Annotated in this window: 15 protein-coding genes and 1 pseudogene; 11 read left to right on the top strand and 5 right to left on the bottom strand. The window is 60.8% G+C overall.

Features of this window, described 5'->3' with window-relative positions:
• Positions 1-27: 27 nt before the first annotated feature.
• The 8 genes from NANH_RS0109420 to NANH_RS0109385 are packed head-to-tail and all read left to right on the top strand — an operon-like array spanning position 28 to position 8951.
• On the top strand, positions 28-2199 hold the full coding sequence (locus tag NANH_RS0109420) for a NosR/NirI family protein (protein WP_027261815.1): 2172 nt from the start codon (positions 28-30) through the stop codon (positions 2197-2199).
• Positions 2200-2219: 20 nt separating this feature from the next.
• Entirely contained in the window at positions 2220-4130 is a 1911-nt protein-coding gene (gene nosZ / locus NANH_RS0109415; protein WP_027261814.1) for a TAT-dependent nitrous-oxide reductase, read from the top strand.
• Between the two features lie 3 nt (positions 4131-4133).
• On the top strand, positions 4134-5396 hold the full coding sequence (locus NANH_RS0109410) for a nitrous oxide reductase family maturation protein NosD (protein WP_027261813.1): 1263 nt from the start codon (positions 4134-4136) through the stop codon (positions 5394-5396).
• Positions 5389-6288 (top strand): ABC transporter ATP-binding protein, encoded by a 900-nt coding sequence (locus NANH_RS0109405; protein ID WP_051372324.1) that lies wholly within the window; start codon positions 5389-5391, stop codon positions 6286-6288. The genes NANH_RS0109410 and NANH_RS0109405 overlap by 8 nt, the downstream gene beginning before the upstream one ends.
• Positions 6288-7109 (top strand): ABC transporter permease, encoded by an 822-nt coding sequence (locus NANH_RS0109400; RefSeq protein ID WP_027261811.1) that lies wholly within the window; start codon positions 6288-6290, stop codon positions 7107-7109. The genes NANH_RS0109405 and NANH_RS0109400 overlap by 1 nt, the downstream gene beginning before the upstream one ends.
• Complete coding sequence (locus NANH_RS0109395) at positions 7106-7624, top strand: nitrous oxide reductase accessory protein NosL (RefSeq protein WP_027261810.1); 519 nt, start codon at positions 7106-7108, stop codon at positions 7622-7624. The genes NANH_RS0109400 and NANH_RS0109395 overlap by 4 nt, the downstream gene beginning before the upstream one ends.
• Positions 7621-8556, top strand: a complete 936-nt coding sequence (locus NANH_RS0109390) for an FAD:protein FMN transferase (protein WP_027261809.1) — start codon at positions 7621-7623, stop codon at positions 8554-8556. The genes NANH_RS0109395 and NANH_RS0109390 overlap by 4 nt, the downstream gene beginning before the upstream one ends.
• 17 nt (positions 8557-8573) lie before the next feature.
• On the top strand, positions 8574-8951 hold the full coding sequence (locus tag NANH_RS0109385; protein WP_036049638.1) for a c-type cytochrome: 378 nt from the start codon (positions 8574-8576) through the stop codon (positions 8949-8951).
• 166 nt (positions 8952-9117) lie between these two features.
• On the opposite strand, the gene NANH_RS27870 is transcribed toward NANH_RS0109385, so the two are convergent.
• Both NANH_RS27870 and NANH_RS0109370 read right to left on the bottom strand, forming a co-directional pair.
• The gene (locus NANH_RS27870; protein ID WP_074920793.1) at positions 9118-9255 is read right to left on the bottom strand and encodes an entericidin A/B family lipoprotein; all 138 of its coding nucleotides are present in this window, start codon (positions 9253-9255) and stop codon (positions 9118-9120) included.
• A 474-nt stretch (positions 9256-9729) separates the two neighbouring features.
• Entirely contained in the window at positions 9730-10488 is a 759-nt protein-coding gene (locus NANH_RS0109370; RefSeq protein ID WP_027261806.1) for an alpha/beta fold hydrolase, read from the bottom strand.
• A gap of 90 nt (positions 10489-10578) precedes the next feature.
• Here NANH_RS0109370 and NANH_RS0109365 point away from each other — a divergent pair, with 90 nt between their 5' ends.
• Entirely contained in the window at positions 10579-10953 is a 375-nt protein-coding gene (locus NANH_RS0109365) for a hypothetical protein (RefSeq protein ID WP_027261805.1), read from the top strand.
• Between the two features lie 52 nt (positions 10954-11005).
• Here the strand turns inward: NANH_RS0109365 and glyA are convergent, their stop codons facing one another.
• A complete protein-coding gene (glyA, locus tag NANH_RS0109360; RefSeq protein WP_027261804.1) occupies positions 11006-12301 on the bottom strand; it encodes a serine hydroxymethyltransferase in 1296 nt (431 codons plus the stop codon).
• 173 nt (positions 12302-12474) lie between these two features.
• Between glyA and NANH_RS25865 the strand changes: the two are divergent.
• Positions 12475-13237 (top strand): annotated as a pseudogene (locus tag NANH_RS25865) (NAD kinase).
• A 266-nt stretch (positions 13238-13503) separates the two neighbouring features.
• On the opposite strand, the gene NANH_RS0109350 reads toward NANH_RS25865, so the two are convergent.
• Entirely contained in the window at positions 13504-14925 is a 1422-nt protein-coding gene (locus NANH_RS0109350; protein WP_027261803.1) for an amidase family protein, read from the bottom strand.
• Positions 14926-15080: 155 nt separating this feature from the next.
• On the opposite strand from NANH_RS0109350, the gene NANH_RS0109345 reads away from it, so the two are divergent.
• The gene (locus tag NANH_RS0109345) at positions 15081-16109 is read left to right on the top strand and encodes an endonuclease/exonuclease/phosphatase family protein (RefSeq protein ID WP_051372322.1); all 1029 of its coding nucleotides are present in this window, start codon (positions 15081-15083) and stop codon (positions 16107-16109) included.
• A 15-nt stretch (positions 16110-16124) separates the two neighbouring features.
• On the opposite strand, the gene prpE is transcribed toward NANH_RS0109345, so the two are convergent.
• Complete coding sequence (prpE, locus tag NANH_RS0109340; protein WP_027261801.1) at positions 16125-18014, bottom strand: propionate-CoA ligase PrpE; 1890 nt, start codon at positions 18012-18014, stop codon at positions 16125-16127.
• Positions 18015-18082: the final 68 nt, after the last annotated feature.

The raw sequence follows: 18082 nt of genomic DNA, 5'->3' as shown, positions 1-18082 counted from the left end.
CGGTTACCAGCGCGAAAGGGCAAGGCCATGACACGCGCTCTCGCTTTCCTGCTGGCATTTGTCGTCATATTCGGCGCTGGCGTTGCCAAAGCCGAAACCCTCGCCAACTTTCTGCCCGATCTGGAGCCCGCCGCCTTTGCCGAGGGCGCGGACGGGTTCGGAGCCATCCGCCAGGATGTACCGGTGGCACCGGTCCTGCGCGGCAGCGAGACGGTCGCCTGGGCCTTTCTGACCTCTGACTTTGTTGGCACCACCGGCTATTCCGGCAAACCGATCCACGTGGTGGCGGCCATCGACGCCGACGCCGTGCTGACCGGGGTCGAGTTGGTCAAACATTCCGAGCCGATCGTTCTGATCGGCATTCCCAACAGCAAGATCCTGAAATTGACCGAAGGCTATCGGGGCATGGACCTGGTGGCCGAGGCTGAGTCGGGCGGCGACTCGCACGATCTGGACATCATTTCCGGCGCGACGGTGACCATCATGGTGATCGACGACAGTCTGGTGCGCGCCGGGATCAAGGTGGCGCGGGCACTGAACCTGGGCGGTTTGGCCCGGGCGGCCAGCGATACCCCGCGCCGTGAGATCGACCTGACCCAGACCGCACCGCGCGATTGGGCCACGCTGACCGGGGATGGATCCGTGCGGCGCCTGACGCTGGATGTGGGGCAAATCAACGCCGCCTTTCAGGCCACGGGTGACAAACGCGCTATCGCCCGTCCGGAAAAGGGCGACCCCGAGGACACCTATATCGACATGCACGCCGCGCTGGTCAGCGTTCCGGCGATCGGTCTCAGCCTGCTGGGAGCCGAGGAATACGCCAACCTGACCGATTGGCTGGAGCCGGGCGAAGCAGCGGTGCTGTTGCTGGGGCGGGGCAAGTATTCCTTCAAGGGGTCGGGCTATGTGCGCGGCGGGTTGTTTGACCGTATCCAGCTGATTCAGGGCGACGATGCGGTGCGCTGGACCGACAAGCAGCACAAGCGCCTGCGTGTACTGGCTACCCCGGATGCGCCCAGCTTTACTGAATTGGACATCTATAAGATTCCTGTCGACAGCGGTTTTGTCGCCACCGAACCTTTTCGCATCCAGTTGCTGGCGCAGCGGGCCGTAGGGGCGGTGGACAAGACATTTCTGACCTTCGATCTGGGCTATGCGCTGCCTGACTCCTATATGTTGCCTGTCGCCGCCCCGGCATCGGTGGCCGTTCAGGATGATGCGGACGAGGCTGCGGCCAAGACCGCCTTGTGGCAGCGTATCTGGCGTGACCGTGTCGTCGAGATCGGCGTGCTGTCGGCGATGCTGATGGTGCTGACGGGCGTGTTCTTCTTTCAGTTCCAGGTCACCGCCAATGCGCGCGTTTTCTACTGGTTCCGCATGGGTTTTCTGACCATGACGCTGTTCTTCATCGGCTGGTATGCCAATGCGCAGCTGTCGGTGGTGAACCTGATGGCGCTGGCCGGCAGCCTGCGGTCGGGTTTCACCTGGGATGCCTTCCTGATGGATCCGCTGGTGTTCATCCAGTGGTTTGCAATCGCTGCGGCGTTGCTGTTCTGGGGGCGCGGGGCCTATTGCGGCTGGCTGTGCCCGTTCGGTGCGTTGCAGGAATTGACCAACCAAGTCGCCCGCGCGCTGAAGATCCCGCAATGGGAGCTGCCCTGGGGGCTGCATGAACGTCTGTGGCCGATAAAATACATGATCTTCCTGGGCCTGTTCGGTGTTTCGTTGGTCTCGATCCCGCAAGCCGAACACCTGGCCGAGGTTGAACCTTTCAAGACCGCCATCATTCTGAAGTTCATGCGCGACTGGCCTTTCGTGGTCTTCGCCCTGCTGCTGTTGCTGGCCGGGCTGTTCGTGGAACGGTTCTATTGCCGTTATATGTGCCCGCTGGGCGCAGCGCTGGCGATACCGGCACGGGTGCGCATGTTCGACTGGTTGCGGCGCTACAAGGAGTGCGGCAGCCCGTGTCAGACCTGTGCCAATGAATGCCCGGTTCAGGCGATCCACCCAACCGGCGAAATCAACCCGAACGAATGCGTCAACTGCCTGCATTGCCAGGTGCTGTACCAGTCCGAGGCGAAATGCCCGGTGGTGATCCGGCAACTGAAACGCCGCGCCGCGGTGGGCAAGGTCAGCGACGATATTCTGAACAAGGGCAAACCGAACAAGAGCCAGCCGCCAAAGCTGGCCAAAACCTGAAATTCAAAAGGAGATACATCATGTCCAATGCTTTCAAGAAACTAGCCATGACCCGGCGCGGTATGCTGGGGGCCACGGCCACCGGCGCGGTGCTGGCCGGATCGGGGATCGGCGGCAGCCTGCTGAACAGCAAGGGCAGTGCCGCCCACGCATCCGGCAAAATCAATCTGGAACCGGGTGAGCTGGACGAATACTATGGTTTCTGGTCGTCGGGTCAGACCGGTGAATTGCGCATCCTGGGTTTCCCGTCCATGCGCGAACTGATGCGGGTGCCGGTGTTTAACCGCTGCTCGGCCACCGGCTGGGGGCAGACCAATGAATCTCTCAAGATCCTGACCGAGGGCCTGCTGCCCGAGACGAAGGAGTTCCTGGCCACCCAGGGCAAGGTCACATACGACAATGGCGACCTGCACCACCCGCATATGTCCTTTACTGACGGCACTTATGACGGGCGCTATCTGTTCATGAACGACAAGGCCAACACCCGTGTGGCCCGCGTGCGCTGTGACGTGATGAAATGCGACAAGATCATCGAGATCCCCAACGCCCATGACATCCACGGCATGCGGCCGCAGAAATATCCCCGCACAGGCTATGTCTTTGCCAATGGCGAACACGAGGCACCGCTGGTCAACGACGGCAAGATTCTGGACGATCCGAGCCAGTATGTGAACATCTTTACCGCGATTGACGGCGACGAGATGAAAGTCGCCTGGCAGGTGATCGTGTCCGGCAACCTGGACAACACCGACTGCGATTATCAGGGTAAATACGCCTTCTCGACTTCGTATAACTCGGAAATGGGCATGAACCTGGCCGAGATGACCGAGAACGAAATGGACCACGTGGTCGTCTTTAACATCAAGGCGATCGAGGCGGCCGTGGCCGCGGGCGATTATCAGGAGCTGAATGGGGTTGCGGTCGTGGACGGGCGCAAGGAGGCGAACAGTCAGTTCACCCGCTATATCCCGATCCCCAACAGCCCGCATGGCTGTAATGCCGCGCCTGACATGAAGCACATCATGATCAACGGCAAGCTGTCGCCGACTGTGTCGGTGATTGACGTGGAAAAGGTCGATGCGCTGTTTGACGGGGCCGATCCGCGATCCTGCATCGTGGCTGAACCGCAGCTGGGTCTCGGGCCGCTTCACACCGCCTTTGACGGCAAGGGCAACGCATTCACCACGCTGTTTCTGGACAGCCAGATTGTCAAATGGAACATCGACAAGGCCATCCGTGCCTATGCCGGTGAAGAGGTCGATCCGATCGAACAGAAGGTCGATGTCCATTACCAGCCGGGCCACAACTCGACCTCGATGGGCGAAACCAAAGAGGCGGACGGTAAGTGGCTGATCTCGATGAACAAGTTCTCCAAGGACCGGTTCCTGAACGTGGGTCCGCTGAAGCCCGAGAACGAGCAGATCATCGATCTGTCCGAAGACGAGCTGCGCGTGGTGCATGATGGCCCCACTTTTGCCGAACCGCATGACAGTATCATCGTGCGCGCCGATATCGTGAACCCGGTCGATGTCTGGGATCGCAACGACCCGATGTGGGAAGAGGCCCGGAAACAGGCCGAAGCAGATGGCGTCGATCTGGATTGGGGGCATGAGGAGCTCATCCGCGACGGCAACAAGGTCCGGGTCTATATGTCCTCGGTGGCACCGGAATTCTCGATGGAGAAATTCACCGTCAAGCAGGGCGACGAGGTCACCATCTATGTCACCAACATGGATGATATCGACGATGTGACCCACGGTTTCTGTCTGGCCAACTACGGCATCGCGATGGAAGTCGGACCCCAGGCCACAGCCTCGGTCACCTTCAAGGCCGAACGCCCAGGCGTGCATTGGTTCTATTGCCAATGGTTCTGTCATGCTCTGCACATGGAGATGCGCGGCCGGATGTTTGTCGAACCCCGGGCGGCCTGACCGATGCGACGGCCCCTGACCCTTGTGCTGGTTCTGATCGCATCGCCCCTCTGGGCGGTCGATTGGGACGTGCCATTGCGGGATGGGGCCATCGCCGAAACGCTGGACCTGGCCGCGCCGGGCGACACTCTGCGCCTGCGGCCCGGTACCTATGTCGAAAAGACCCTGCTGGACAAATCCGTCACTCTGGATGGCGGCGGCGTCGCCACTTTGGACGGGGGCGGGCAGGGCAGCGTTGTCACCATAACCGCGCCAAATGCGGTGGTGCAGGGGCTGACCATCGTCGGTTCGGGGTCGGATCACGAGAGCATCGATTCGGGCGTACAGCTGCTCAAGGGTGCCACCGGTGCCGTGGTCCGTGACAATCACCTGATCGGCAATCTTTATGGGGTGGATATCCATGGTGCGCACGATGCGTTGGTGATCGACAACCGCATAGATGGACGTCAGGATCGTCGCATGAATGATCGTGGCAACGGCATCTATGTCTGGAACGCGCCCGGTGCGCAGGTGACAGGCAACGATGTGCGTTGGGGACGGGACGGTATCTTTGTCAACTCGTCCAAGCGTAACCTGTTTTCCGACAACCGCTTTCGCGACCTGCGGTTTGCGGTGCATTACATGTACGTCAACAATTCCGAAGTCTCTGGCAATATCTCGATCGGCAACGATCTGGGCTATGCGGTGATGTTCTCCAAACGCGTTCGGGTGACCGGCAACCTGTCCGTGAATGACCGTGAACACGGCATCATGCTGAACTATACCAACTCCTCCGAGATCACCGGCAACAGTGTGCAAAACGGAGAAAACCGCTGTGCCTTCCTTTATAATTCGAACAAGAACACCTTTTCAGGCAACCGGTTTCAGGGCTGCGAAATCGGCATTCACTTTACTGCAGGGTCCGCCGACAACCAGATCACCGGCAACGCGTTCATCGCCAACCGAACCCAGGTGAAATACGTCAGCACCCGCTGGGACGAATGGTCGATGGACGGTGTAGGCAACCACTGGAGCGATTTTGCCGCCTATGACGTGGATGGCAATGGCATCGCCGATACGGCCTATCGTCCCAACGACGTGATGGACCAAGTCTTGTGGACGCAACCTGCGGCCAAGTTGCTGCTGGGTTCGCCTGCGGTCCAGTTGGTGCGGTGGTCCCAGGCGGCTTTTCCTGCGCTGTTGCCCGGCGGAGTGATGGACAGCTTTCCGCTGATGCAGCCCGCCCCGGTTTCGGTGCCGGAATTTGGAGGCGATCTCGATGGGTGAAATCGTACTCAACATTGAAAACGCGGGGAAGTCCCGCGCCGCTCTGCAGGTGTTGGACGGTGTCAGCCTGAACGCCGCCACCGGTCAGCGCATCGCGCTTTTGGGGCATAACGGTGCCGGGAAATCGACGCTGATGAAGGCGGTTCTGGGCCTGACACCGTTGTCAGCGGGCCGCATCTCGGTGGCCGGGTCGGCCCCGGGCAGCGCGGCGGCACGTGCGGCCACCGCCTATTTGCCCGAGGCGGTTGCATTTCACAAATCGCTTACAGGGCGCGAACAGCTGACCCTGTTCGCCCGTCTGGCCGATTGTCCCGTGGCGCAGGTTGCCGGTTATCTTGACCGGGTCGGGCTGAGCGAAGCAGCGGACCGCCGAATTGGCACCTACTCCAAGGGCATGCGTCAACGGCTTGGGTTGGCTCAGGTGCTGCTGGGGCGTCCGAAGCTGGCGCTGCTGGACGAACCCACCAGTGGGCTGGACCCGATTTCGCGCCACGAACTCTATGCGATCATCGACGAAATGGCGGAACTTGGCACCGCGGTCTTGATCGCGAGTCACACCCTGACCGAAGTCGAAGCCCGTACCGACCGGATCGCTATCCTGCGTGCCGGACGGTTGGTGGCGGATGATACGCTCGAGAACCTGACGCTGCGCGCCGGGTTGCCGACGCGGCTGCGGATTCGCGCGAATGGGGATGCGGCAGGCCGGATCGTGGATGCGACAGGCGGCACCCGCGTCAATGGCATGTCCGTCGATCTGCTGTGCGCGCCCGAACGTAAGATGACCGAACTGCGCCGCCTGTCGGCCATGGGCGATGTGGTCGCCGACATAGAAATGCATCCGCCGCGGCTCGAAGATCTGTACCGCCACTATTCCACGGGAGAGAACCATTGATCCGTCGCATTCTGGCTGTCGCCATGATTGAGGCGACCATCACACGGCGCAACCGCTGGCTGTTGATGGCTACCGTCATCATGGTTCTGTTCGCCGTGGCCCTGACCCTGGCGGGCAGCGCGCCGACGGGAACGTTGGGGGTGAACATGCTGACGGTCTCGGTTGCTTCGATGACGACGCTGTCGGTCTATCTGGCCCCGCTTCTCGCGCTGATGATGGCGTTTGACTCGATCGCGGGCGAAGCGGAACGCGGCGGGCTGGGCCTGTTGCTGTCCTATCCCGTCAGCCGGGCCGAGATCCTGCTGGGCAAGTTCGTGGCCCATCTAAGTGCCTTGGCCTTTGCCATGATTGTCGGCTTTGGCGTTGCCGGTGGGTTGGCGGCGGTACAGGGCGGCGTCGACGCGGCCAGCCTTGTCGCGCTGGTGCGGCTGATCCTGACTTCGATCTTGCTGGGGGCGGCGTTTCTGGCGTTGGGATACATGCTGTCCGCTCTCGCGGGCAGTGCGACAGGCGCTGCCGGCCTGTCGGCGGGGCTGTGGATGGTATTTGTCGTGCTCTACGATCTGGGTCTGCTGGGGGCGGTGGTGTTCGATGCGGGGGGCTGGTTCACGCAAACCCTGTTCCCATGGGCATTGGCGGCCAATCCCGCCGATGCGTTCCGGCTGTGGAATGTGGCCGCTTCAGACGGGGTCGCGATGGCAACCGGCCTATCCGGAGCGGCCTCGGCTCTGCCCGACTGGGTGGCACCGACCTCGCTGCTGCTGTGGCCGGTTCTGGCGCTGCTGCTGGCGCGGTACTTTTTTGAGAGGCTCGAACCATGAAACGCGCGCTTCTGTTTCTTGCTCTGGTCGCATTGGCAGCCTGCCGTGAAGAGCTTGCCGAGGCACCGCCGCCGTCGCCAATGACCGACGAGGCGCTCAGTTTCTTTTGCCAGATGAATATTTCGGAACATGCGGGGCCAAAGGGGCAGATCCACCTAAAGGGAATGCCGGGACCGATCTTCTTTGCGCAGGTCCGCGATCTTGTGGCCTATCTCAAAAGTCCCGAACGTGACGCCGAGATAACGGCGATCTATGTCAGCGACATGGGGGCCGCGCAAAACTGGCGCGAGGTGGGGCACGAAAACTGGATCTCTGCCGAATCTGCGCATTTTGTTATAGATGCCGGTGTCGCCGGCGGCATGGGGGCACCGGAAATCGTACCCTTTGCCAATGCCGGCGCGGCACAGGATTTTGCCGCGCGCTATGGCGGCAGCATTGTGGCGCTGTCGGCGATACCGGACGCGGCGGCCCTGGCCCCGGTCGATCTTGATACCCCGTTGGAGGACCCGGCATGACACCCAACCTGAACCGACGCCGCTTTCTTGTGATTTCGGCTGCCGCGAGCTTTGCCGCAGCTACCCCGGCCTGGTCCACACAGACCTTACGGTGGAGTGGGCGCGCGCTGGGGGCGCAGACCTCCATGCAACTGACCGGTGTGACCCAGGCGCAGGCCCGCCCGATCTTTCGCGCCGTCGAGCATGAACTGGCACGGCTCGAACGGATCTTCAGCCTCTATCGTCCCGATTCGCAGTTGGTGCAGTTAAACCGTACAGGCACGTTGCGTGCGCCGGCGCCGGAAATGCTGGAACTGCTCAGCCTGTGCGACCGCCTGCACCGGGCTACGGATGGTGCGTTCGATCCCACGCTGCAACCAATCTGGGTGCTGCATGCCCAGGCCGCAGCATACGCCACACCGCCAACGGATCACCAGATGCAGTCCGCGCAGGGATTGATTGGCTGGGACCGGGTGCGGATAACTTCTGACCGGGTTCGACTGGAGCGCGCGGGAATGGCGCTGACCCTGAATGGCGTCGCGCAAGGGTATATCTCGGACAGGATTGCGGCGTTGTTGAAACGGCGCGGGCTGCGGGATGTGCTGATCGACATGGGCGAAATCGTTGCGATGGGTCAACGTCCGCAGGGCGGCGGCTGGAGCGCTGGAATTGCTCTGCCCGATGGCACCATCGTGAATCGCGTTTTGCTGCAGGACCGGGCGCTGTCGACATCGGCACCGGCGGGGACAGTGCTGAATGCCGAACAGGGTCTTGGACACATCCTTAATCCGCGCAGCCCACAAGCGGCATGCGTCAATCAACTGGTCGCGGTGTCCGCACAGCAGGCCGCAATTTCCGATGGCCTGTCTACAGCCGGGTGTCTACTTTCGCCGGTAAAACTGGCACAGGCTATTGGCAGTTTCCCACAGACCAAGCTAGAAACCGTAATATAAACAAAGGAGATCCTATCATGATCAAAGCCATTCTCAGCACAGCCACGTTGCTTGTGACCCTGTCTGCACCGGCCTTTGCCGACGGCGACGCCGATAAGGGCGAGAAAGTATTCAAGAAATGCAAAGCCTGTCACGCTGTGGGGCCGGATGCAAAGAACAAAGTCGGTCCGGAACTGAATGGAATCGTCGGGTCGCCAGCGATGCACAATCCTGACTTCAAATATTCCGATGCGATGAAAGAGGCCGCAGCGGGCGGTCTGGTCTGGGATGAAGCCTCGCTGACCGAGTTCCTGGCCAAGCCAAAAGACTTCATGAAGGGAACCAAGATGTCCTTTGCCGGGTTGCGCAAGGAATCTGACATCGAAAATGTGATCGCCTATCTGCAATCGTTCTGACCCAGAGACACATCATTCCGGTTTCGGGTCACCGGAATGGGCAAATGCCTAACCTCCCCGGCGGATGCGCCGTGGGAGGTTTCGGTTTTTGCGGTTCCATTCAGACGCGGACCCGGCCATGTTTGCACGTCAGCTCGACGAAGCAGCATGCAGTCTTGCGGTCTAGTTACAGAGCGTTCTGCACGTCCTGAGCGGTGCTAGAAATTGCATTTCCAGCCTTCTGAATATCGCGACCCGCACCCTTGGTGGTTTCGCAAGCGGACAGGGTCAGCAGGGCAAAGCCGATAACAAAGACTCTGATCATTGTTTCCTCCGGACTACGGTTGCGACGCAGAAGAACCAGCTTTCGGTTGAATGCGCAAGCCCCAGTTTACGGTGGCGCGGCAAAGGACAGCTAACCAAAAAGGCTGCGCCGCTACCGCTGCACAGCTCGTTCACGCGGTGACGGCAACCCGATGACGTCTCTTTGCCGTAGCAGGACCATAGCAAGCGGAAGCAGAAAGCCGACCCAGCATCCGACAACATACCACATCATGACAGCCCAGAACCCGAATCCCATCCAAACGCTTGTGGTTGCGAAGAAGAAGCCACCAAGCAGAGATGTGATCAGAATTGCCAGCATGCGCGGTTCGCTCCCAGTGTTTGGATCCAACCTATCGCGCATAAGATGAACAGGAGATTAACGGCGATGCCGGACACCGAAGCACTTTGGTCTCGGGCGGTTCATCACCAAAGCCGCACCGCCACGTAAGACCCATGGCGCAGGCCGCCCTGAGGGTCAGGCAGTCAGAAAGGCGCGCAGAGAGGCTTCGAACTCACGCGGTTTTTCCGCGTGCAGCCAGTGGCCGGCACCGGGCAGCTTGGCAAACCGCGCATGTGGAAACCGGGCGCGGATCGCGGGCCGGTGTTCTGGCAATACATAGTCCGAGTCTCCGCCGGACAGAAATAGCGCGGGGCCATCCCACTGCGCCTGGGTTTCGGGAAAGGACATGATCGATGGCATCTCGTTGGCCAGAACGTCAAGGTTCAGTCTCCAACGCTTGTTGGGAACATCCAGCGATTGCGTGAAAAAGCTCTGTAGCGCCTTTTCTACGCCCAACCCGGCCAGCTGCGCCTCGGCATCCGAGCGGCGCACAATGCGTCCTAGATCCACAGAGCGCATGGCGGTGATATAGGGCATTTGTGAATGGCTGTAAGGTACTGGGGCAATATCGGCCACCACCAGGCGCCGCACGGCATCCGGGTGACGCAGAGCCAGCATCATCGCGGTCTTGCCTCCCATCGAATGTCCCAGAACATCGGCCTGCCCACCGAATTGTGCGATCACATCTGCCAGATCATCTGCCATTTCCGGATAGCCGTGGCTGTCCATCCAGGGGCTGTCACCGTGGTTGCGCAGATCGACGGCGATGACCTGGCGGGAATCGGACAGACGTTTGGCGATCACGCCCCAATTGCGTGCCGAGCCGTATAAGCCATGGGCAATCAGCAGAGAGGGCAGGTTCGTCGGTGCGCCGTGGATTATGTGGTTCAACATGCCCAGGTTGATAGCTTTGGAAACGACGGTGTACCAGCCCCATTGAGGCCGACGGCTGCAAGCGATACCAATGCCGCACAGGAGTCCCCAATGGCAGATGACCCAGACTTACAGGCGGAAATTGCACACAGCCTTGTGTTGCTGCGTGACAAATTGGGCATTCGTGCGACGGGTCTGCGCACGGCCATGCCCAAGGCGCGGCGTCAATTGCCGCGCAAGGTCAGAAAAAGTGCGCAGATTCTGGCCGATGCCGAACCGCTGCTGGAACATCCAAAGCTCCGGCAAACACTGGACCGTGCATCCCTGACCGCGGCTGCGGGGGTTCTGTCAGCTCACCTGAATGACATCGACGCGGCGGATCGGCGAAAGGGATGGTGGCTTGGCATGCTGGGCGGCCTGGCCTTTAACATGCTGGCCTTTGCCGCGTTGCTGATCGCTGTACTGGTCTGGCGCGGATATCTCTGAGGTCGGCCCGCCCGGTTTGGGCGGGCGTTCTGGAGTTGTGTCTGGGTGGCGCTCAGAGGTCGGGGTAGATCGGGAACCTGGCGCAGAGTGCGGTGACCTCGGCCTTGACGCGGGCTTCGGTCGCGGCGTTGCCGTCCTCGCCGTCGGCCGCGAGCCCGTCCACCACCTCGATGATCCAGTCCGCGATCTGGCGGAACTCGGCCTCGCCGAAACCGCGCGTGGTGCCCGCCGGGCTGCCCAGGCGGATGCCGCTGGTCACGGTCGGTTTCTCCGGATCAAACGGCACCCCGTTCTTGTTGCAGGTGATATGCGCCCGCCCCAGGGCCCGCTCGGTGGCATTGCCCTTGACCCCCTTGGGGCGCAGGTCGACCAGCACCACATGGGTGTCGGTGCCGTGGGTCACAGTGTCCAGACCGCCCTTGATCAACTGCTCGCTCAACGCCTGGGCATTGGTGATAACCTGTTGAATATACGTCTTGAACTCGGGCCGAAGCGCTTCTCCAAAGGCCACCGCCTTGGCCGCGATCACATGCATCAGCGGGCCGCCCTGGATGCCGGGAAAAATCGCCGAATTCACCTTTTTTGCGATTTGTTCATCATTGGTGAGGATCATGCCCCCACGAGGGCCGCGCAATGTCTTGTGTGTGGTCGTCGTGGCCACATGCGCGTGCGGGAACGGGCTGGGATGTTCGCCCGCCGCCACCAGACCGGCAAAATGCGCCATATCCACATGGAGGTACGCCCCGACCATATCCGCAATCGCCCGCATCCGGGCAAAATCGATCTGCCGCGGGATCGCACTGCCGCCGGCGATGATCAGCTTTGGCTGATGTTCGCGGGCCAGCGCCTCGACCTGGTCGTAATCCAGCATGTTGTCCTGCTGGCGCACGCCGTATTGCACGGCGTTGAACCATTTGCCCGACTGGTTGGGGGCCGCGCCGTGGGTCAGATGGCCGCCGGCATCGAGGCTCATGCCCAGGATGGTGTCGCCGGGCTGGATCAGCGCCTGCATCACGCCCTGGTTGGCCTGGCTGCCCGAGTTCGGCTGAACATTGGCAAAGTCGCAGCCAAACAACTGCCTGGCCCGCGCGATGGCCAGGTTTTCGGCGACATCGACGAATTCGCAGCCGCCATAATACCGCCGCCCGGGATAGCCCTCGGCGTATTTGTTGGTCATCACGCTGCCCTGCGCCGCCATCACCGCCGCGCTGACGATGTTCTCGGACGCGATCAGCTCGATCTCATCGCGCTGCCGGCCCAGCTCCGAACGGATCGACCCAAATATCTCGGGATCGCGCGACGAAAGCGGCTCGGTGAAAAATCCAGTGTCTTGGTGGGGGGCGTTCATGGGGGGCTCCGTTTTCTGGAAAGGGCATGTATTGGCGGATTTCCTATCGGAAACCCCGGCGCACGGGAAGATGGGAAAGCGACGAAACGGCCAAGCGCTGCGGCAAGGCTGGTCATGGGCGGAAAGGTGTGATTGTTTCGGAACCGAATGCGCAACACCGGAAACCCGCCCCCATGACATTACGAATCGCGTTCATGGCTAGCAGCGCACCGGTGGCACAGACTGCGCGGGCCGCTTTGATCGGGCGCTATGGCGACGTTTCCCCCGCAGGCGCTGACGTGATCGTGGCGCTGGGGGGTGACGGGTTCATGCTGAGAACGCTCCACGCGACACAGGAATTGGCCGCGCCGGTCTATGGTATGAATCGCGGAACGATCGGTTTTCTGATGAACGACTACAGCGAAACCGACCTGATGGATCGGCTGAAGGCGGCTGAGGAAGCTGTGATTAACCCGCTATCGATGCAAGCGGTGGATCAGTCCGGGCAACTGCACCGGGCGCTGGCGATCAATGAGGTGTCGCTGCTACGGGCCGGCCCGCAGGCGGCCAAGTTGAAGATCACCGTGGATGGGCGGGTGCGGTTGGCGGAACTGGTCTGTGATGGCGCGCTGTTGGCGACGCCGGCGGGGTTCAACAGCCTATAATTACTCGGCGCATGGGCCAATCCTTCCCATCGAGTCCGATGTTCTGGCGCTGACCGCAATCGCGGCATTCCGCCCGCGCCGTTGGCGCGGGGCACTGTTGCCCAAAACCGCCGAGGTTCGCTTTGACGTGCTCGAGGCGGACAAGAGACCGGTCATGGCGGATGCAGATTCGATCTCGATCATGGAGATCGACTGGGTTTCAATCCGCTCGGACCCGTCGATTCAGCACCGAATCATGTTTGATCCCGGACATGGGCTGGAAGAACGTCTGATTTCGGAGCAATTTACCTGATATTGCGCGGATTGATTCCGGCCGCAACGGAGGGCAGGTCCATTTTTTTGCCCCCACTGCACGAATTTTTCATCTTGTGTGAACAAGCTTACAGAGCGACGGAACCGCTCGTGCCAATATCTGGTCATTGATACAACGCAAGTTGGCAAAGATATTACGCACCGAGAGGGTAGTTTGGTAAAGAGTTCGCTGTTGAAGTCGGGCGCGGGGGAAACCCTGCGCCCGCATCTGCTTTGGCGGCCCCTCTAGTGGGCATGGCACCAGGCTCAGCCCATCTGCGACCACAATGCGTCGCACATCCGCCCAACCCGATGTTCGATCGCAACGCAGGCGTTGACGATCAGGTCTTCGCGCCAGCGTCGTCCGACGACCTGCACGTTGATCGGTTGTGGACCTTTGGGGAGCTTGGCCAGCCGGGTTGGCAGGCAGCCCGCGGGCAGGCCCATGAAATTCATCGCATATGAATAGAGCGCCGAGCCCAGAACTTCTTGCACACCTTCGGCACCCTGGGTGTCGCGATCAGGAGCAAAGAAGGGTTGCGGCAGAAATGGCGTCACAACCAGCGGATAGGTTTCCAGAAACAGCGACCACGTTCGGGCGTAGTGGGTGCGACGGGCCATGACCTGCAAAAGCTCATCGCCCTCAAAGGGGGGGAATTCTTGGAAGTAGGTATCGAAAATGGCGTTGATAGTGTCTGATCCATCCCGGCGCAGATCCGCGCCCATCAAGGCACGCACTTCGCCCATCAGGGCACGGTACCCATCCATACCAGCCTCGCGCAGCAGGGGCGGGTCGATTTCCTCAACAATGTAACCTGCATCGGCCAACGCGTCCCGTGCCGCATCCAGCGCCAGCGATACCTCGGGGTGAAGATCGTACCCAAAAGTCTGCTTGGTAAACCCGACCTTGATCGGGCCATCCAGCAAGGCTCCGCGATAGGGCAGGGGCACATGGAACGGATCGCGCGCATCGGCTGCCACCGCAGCGGGCATCGACAGGTGCAGATCGGCGGCGGAACGGGCGATCAGACCCTGCACCGACATCATTTGCGCCAGCATGCCGCGTTCGGTTGTCTGGCTGGGGTTCCACGCTGGTACGCGTCCAAGGCCGGGTTTGACCGTCACCGCCCCATTGGCGGCGGCAGGAAACCGCAGCGAGCCACCGATGTCGTTGCCATGTGCCAATGCGCCGATCCCCGCCATCACCGCCGCCCCGGCCCCTCCGGACGATCCGCCCGGTGAAATGTGATCTCCCCAAGGGTTGTGGGTGCGCCCGTAGAGCGGATTGTCGGTGTCGGCCCGAAACGAGTACTCGGGGGTGTTCGTGCGTCCGAACACGATGGCCCCGGCCCTTTTCAGGTTGGCCACGATGGGCGCATCCTCGGGCGCGATCAAATCCTTAAGGGCGGGCACGCCGTTTGATGTCGCATGGCCTTTTTGGTCGACATTGATCTTTACCGTCACCGGCACCCCGTGCAGCGGCCCGGTGGGGGCAATCAGCGTATCCTGCGCGGCCGCTTCCCGCAGGGCTTCGTCACCCAGATCCTCGACCACCGCGTTCAGCTTGGGGTTGATCGCGTGCATCCGCTCAAGCGCGGCCTCGGTTGCCTGCACCGCCGTCAGTTCTCGGGCGCGGATCCGGGTGTTAATCTCGGCGGCTGTCAGTTGCCAAATCGGTTGATCGGTCATCATGTCTCTCCCAGTTTGCTGGGCAGAGTAGTCCGCCAACGGACAGGCGCAAGCAAAACAACCCGTTCCGACACCAAGGAAATTTGTCGGCGGGGTCGAACTGCGCTAGACTTGTCACAGATTTCAGATTGTCATTGCGGACCGGAGGTTGTTTCATGGCCTACTACAAATCCATCAAGGACTATGCACCGGGCAGCGAGGTGCCAGGACAAAGCGGCTGGATCGCGCAAGGGTTGTTGCGCCTGCGGGCGGATCTGGCCGATCAGATCCGCAATCAACGTCGGGACAATTCCCTGATCGTTGGGTCGTGGAACATCCGGGCCTTCGATGGAGGCCGCAGCCGGCTGGACGAAAGCTATCACTATATTGCCGAGATCATCGACCACTTCGACATCTGTGCGGTTCAGGAAATCAAACCCGATCTGGGTCCGCTGAAGCGGTTGATGACGCTGTTGGGCGACAACTGGGACTACTTCGTGACCGATGTGACATCGGGAGATGCGGGCAATGACGAGCGTATGGCCTTTCTGTACAATCGCAACCGGGTGTTCTTTCGCAATCTGATCGGCGAAGTCGTACTGCCGCGCGAGGTGCTGATCGAGGGCGAGCAGATTGCCCGCTCGCCGTTCTTTGCGGCGTTCCAGTCCGGCTGGTTCAGGTTCACATTGTGCACCGCGCATATCCGGTTCGGCGACGATCACGGGTTGCGGGCACGCGAGATTTCGGTGCTGGCCAATACGTTGATGCAAAGGGCCAAATCCGAGGGCGAAGTCTATATTCTGCTGGGGGACATGAACATCGAGACCAGCGAGGATGCGATGATGGCCGCTCTCAAGGGAGCGGGGTTCGATGTTCCGGATTTTGGAGCGACCAACCTGGGAGGGGACCGCCTGTTCGATCAGATCGCCTTTTCCGGGCAAGGACAGCGCACCCGGCTGCTGCGCCGGGGCAAGTTCGATTGGCGCGGATCGGTGTACCGCCCCGGTGACATGGCCGCGTATGAACAGATCGCGAAGGATATTCGCGATAAGCCGGATACGGGCAAACCCTATTCGAACTGGTCCAGAACCTATCCGGGCTGGTGCACCCATGAAATGTCCGACCACCTGCCGATCTGGATCGAGATCGAGGTGGATTATTCCGATGAGTATCTGACCGGGATCGCCGACGGCGCTGGCCTTTAGACCAGCGCCGCGCTGTTATCTGGCGTATCCGATGGTTTGCAGCGCCTCGCGGATTTCATCCAGGATCGCGGGGTCGTCGATTGTCGCGGGCATTTTAAAGTCTTCTGCATCCGCGATCTTGACCATGGTGGCGCGCAGGATCTTGCCCGACCGGGTCTTGGGCAGGCGATCGACCACAACTGCATGTTTAAAGGCTGCTACGGGACCGATCCTGTCGCGCACCATCTTGACGACCTCGCCGACCACTTCGGCGTTGTCACGCCCGGCTCCGGTATTCAGGCACAAAAAACCCACCGGCATCTGTCCTTTCAGCTGATCGGTCACGCCGATCACGGCACATTCAGCCACGTCGGGATGGTTGGCCAGAACCTCTTCCATCGCACCGGTGGAAAGACGATGGCCGGCAACGTTGATCACATCATCGGTGCGCGCCATGATCCACAGATACCCGTCCTCGTCCTTCATCCCGGCATCGCCGGTTTCGTAATAGCCCGGGAAGTGATCGAGATAGGATTTGCGGAAACGGTCTTCGGCATTCCACAGATTTGGCAGAGTGCCCGGCGGCAGCGGCAGCTTGATTGCGATGGCGCCCAATTCGCCGGGGGCAACTTCGTGACCCGCCTCGTCCAGGATCTGAACGTCATAGCCGGGCATCGCAACGGTGGGAGACCCAACCTTGACCGGCAGCGGTTCGATGCCCACGGGATTGCCTGCGATGGTATAGCCGGTTTCGGTCTGCCACCAATGATCATACACCGGTTTTCCGGTCATCTTGCGGGTCCATTCGATCGTGTCCGGATCGGCACGCTCGCCTGCCAGATAGATCGCATTCAATCCACTCAGATCGTATTTCCGGATGAACTCGCCCTTTGGATCTTCGCGTTTCACGGCGCGAAAGGCTGTAGGTGCCGTAAAGAACGACTTGACCTTGTGTTCCGAAATCACCCGCCAGAACGTTCCCGCGTCGGGGGTGCCAACGGGCTTGCCCTCGAATACGACTGTGGTGTTTCCGTGAATCAGGGGGGCGTAGCAGATGTAGCTGTGGCCCACGACCCAGCCCACATCCGAGGCGGCCCAGAATACATCGCCAGGGTCGACGTTGTATATGTTCTTCATCGTCCAGTTCAGAGCGACCAGATGCCCGGCAGTATGGCGGATCACCCCCTTGGGTGCACCCGTTGTGCCCGAGGTGTACAGAATATAGGCCGGGTGGTCGCCTTGGACCGGTACACAGTCGGCCGGTTCGACGCCGTATTGGAAACCGTGCCAGTTCACGTCACGGCCCTCGATCAATTGGGCAACTTCCTGCTCGCGTTGAAAGATCACGCAGAAGTCGGGCTTGTGTTTGGCTTGATCGATAGCTCCGTCCAGCAGTGGTTTATAATGCACCACGCGACCCGGTTCCAATCCGCAGGAGGCGGCGATGATCGCCTTGGGTTTGCAATCGTCGATGCGCACCGCCAGCTCGTTGGCGGCAAATCCACCGAACACCACGGAATGGATCGCCCCCAGACGTGCGCAGGCCAGCATCGCCTCAAGCGCTTCGGGCACCATGGGCATATAGATGATGACCCGGTCGCCCTTTTCCACGCCTTTGGCACGCAACGCACCGGCCAGGTTGGCGACGCGGTTGCGCAACTCCACATACGAGATTTCGCGCTTGCTGTGCGTGATCGGGCTGTCATAAATGATGGCGGTCTGTTCGCCGCGTCCGGCTTCGACATGGCGGTCGACGGCGTTCCAGCAGGTGTTCACCATGCCATCGTCGAACCAGGTATAAAGGGGCGCGTTGTCTGCGTTCAGTGCCCGGCTTGGCGGTTCGATCCAGTCAATGCTTTTAGCGGCCTCCATCCAAAAGCCTTCCGGGTCCGACTTCCAGCTCTCATAAACCTCTGCATAGCTCATCGACATCTCTCCTCCAAGGGTGCTGACGATTTAAGAGTGGCATCCGGCCTCGGGCAAGACAGTTACCG

It is taken from the genome of Sedimentitalea nanhaiensis DSM 24252, from assembly GCF_000473225.1.
GTDB lineage: Bacteria > Pseudomonadota > Alphaproteobacteria > Rhodobacterales > Rhodobacteraceae > Sedimentitalea > Sedimentitalea nanhaiensis.
This window is presented reverse-complemented; position numbering and strand designations above follow the sequence as displayed.

Coding starts and splice junctions, on each gene's coding strand:
- NANH_RS0109420 (WP_027261815.1), top strand. CDS start 28: ATGACACGCGCTCTCGCTTTCCTGCTGGCATTTGTCGTCATATTCGGC.
- nosZ (WP_027261814.1), top strand. CDS start 2,220: ATGTCCAATGCTTTCAAGAAACTAGCCATGACCCGGCGCGGTATGCTG.
- NANH_RS0109410 (WP_027261813.1), top strand. CDS start 4,134: ATGCGACGGCCCCTGACCCTTGTGCTGGTTCTGATCGCATCGCCCCTC.
- NANH_RS0109405 (WP_051372324.1), top strand. CDS start 5,389: ATGGGTGAAATCGTACTCAACATTGAAAACGCGGGGAAGTCCCGCGCC.
- NANH_RS0109395 (WP_027261810.1), top strand. CDS start 7,106: ATGAAACGCGCGCTTCTGTTTCTTGCTCTGGTCGCATTGGCAGCCTGC.
- NANH_RS0109390 (WP_027261809.1), top strand. CDS start 7,621: ATGACACCCAACCTGAACCGACGCCGCTTTCTTGTGATTTCGGCTGCC.
- NANH_RS0109385 (WP_036049638.1), top strand. CDS start 8,574: ATGATCAAAGCCATTCTCAGCACAGCCACGTTGCTTGTGACCCTGTCT.
- NANH_RS27870 (WP_074920793.1), bottom strand. CDS start 9,255: ATGATCAGAGTCTTTGTTATCGGCTTTGCCCTGCTGACCCTGTCCGCT.
- NANH_RS0109370 (WP_027261806.1), bottom strand. CDS start 10,488: ATGTTGAACCACATAATCCACGGCGCACCGACGAACCTGCCCTCTCTG.
- NANH_RS0109365 (WP_027261805.1), top strand. CDS start 10,579: ATGGCAGATGACCCAGACTTACAGGCGGAAATTGCACACAGCCTTGTG.
- glyA (WP_027261804.1), bottom strand. CDS start 12,301: ATGAACGCCCCCCACCAAGACACTGGATTTTTCACCGAGCCGCTTTCG.
- NANH_RS0109350 (WP_027261803.1), bottom strand. CDS start 14,925: ATGACCGATCAACCGATTTGGCAACTGACAGCCGCCGAGATTAACACC.
- NANH_RS0109345 (WP_051372322.1), top strand. CDS start 15,081: ATGGCCTACTACAAATCCATCAAGGACTATGCACCGGGCAGCGAGGTG.
- prpE (WP_027261801.1), bottom strand. CDS start 18,014: ATGAGCTATGCAGAGGTTTATGAGAGCTGGAAGTCGGACCCGGAAGGC.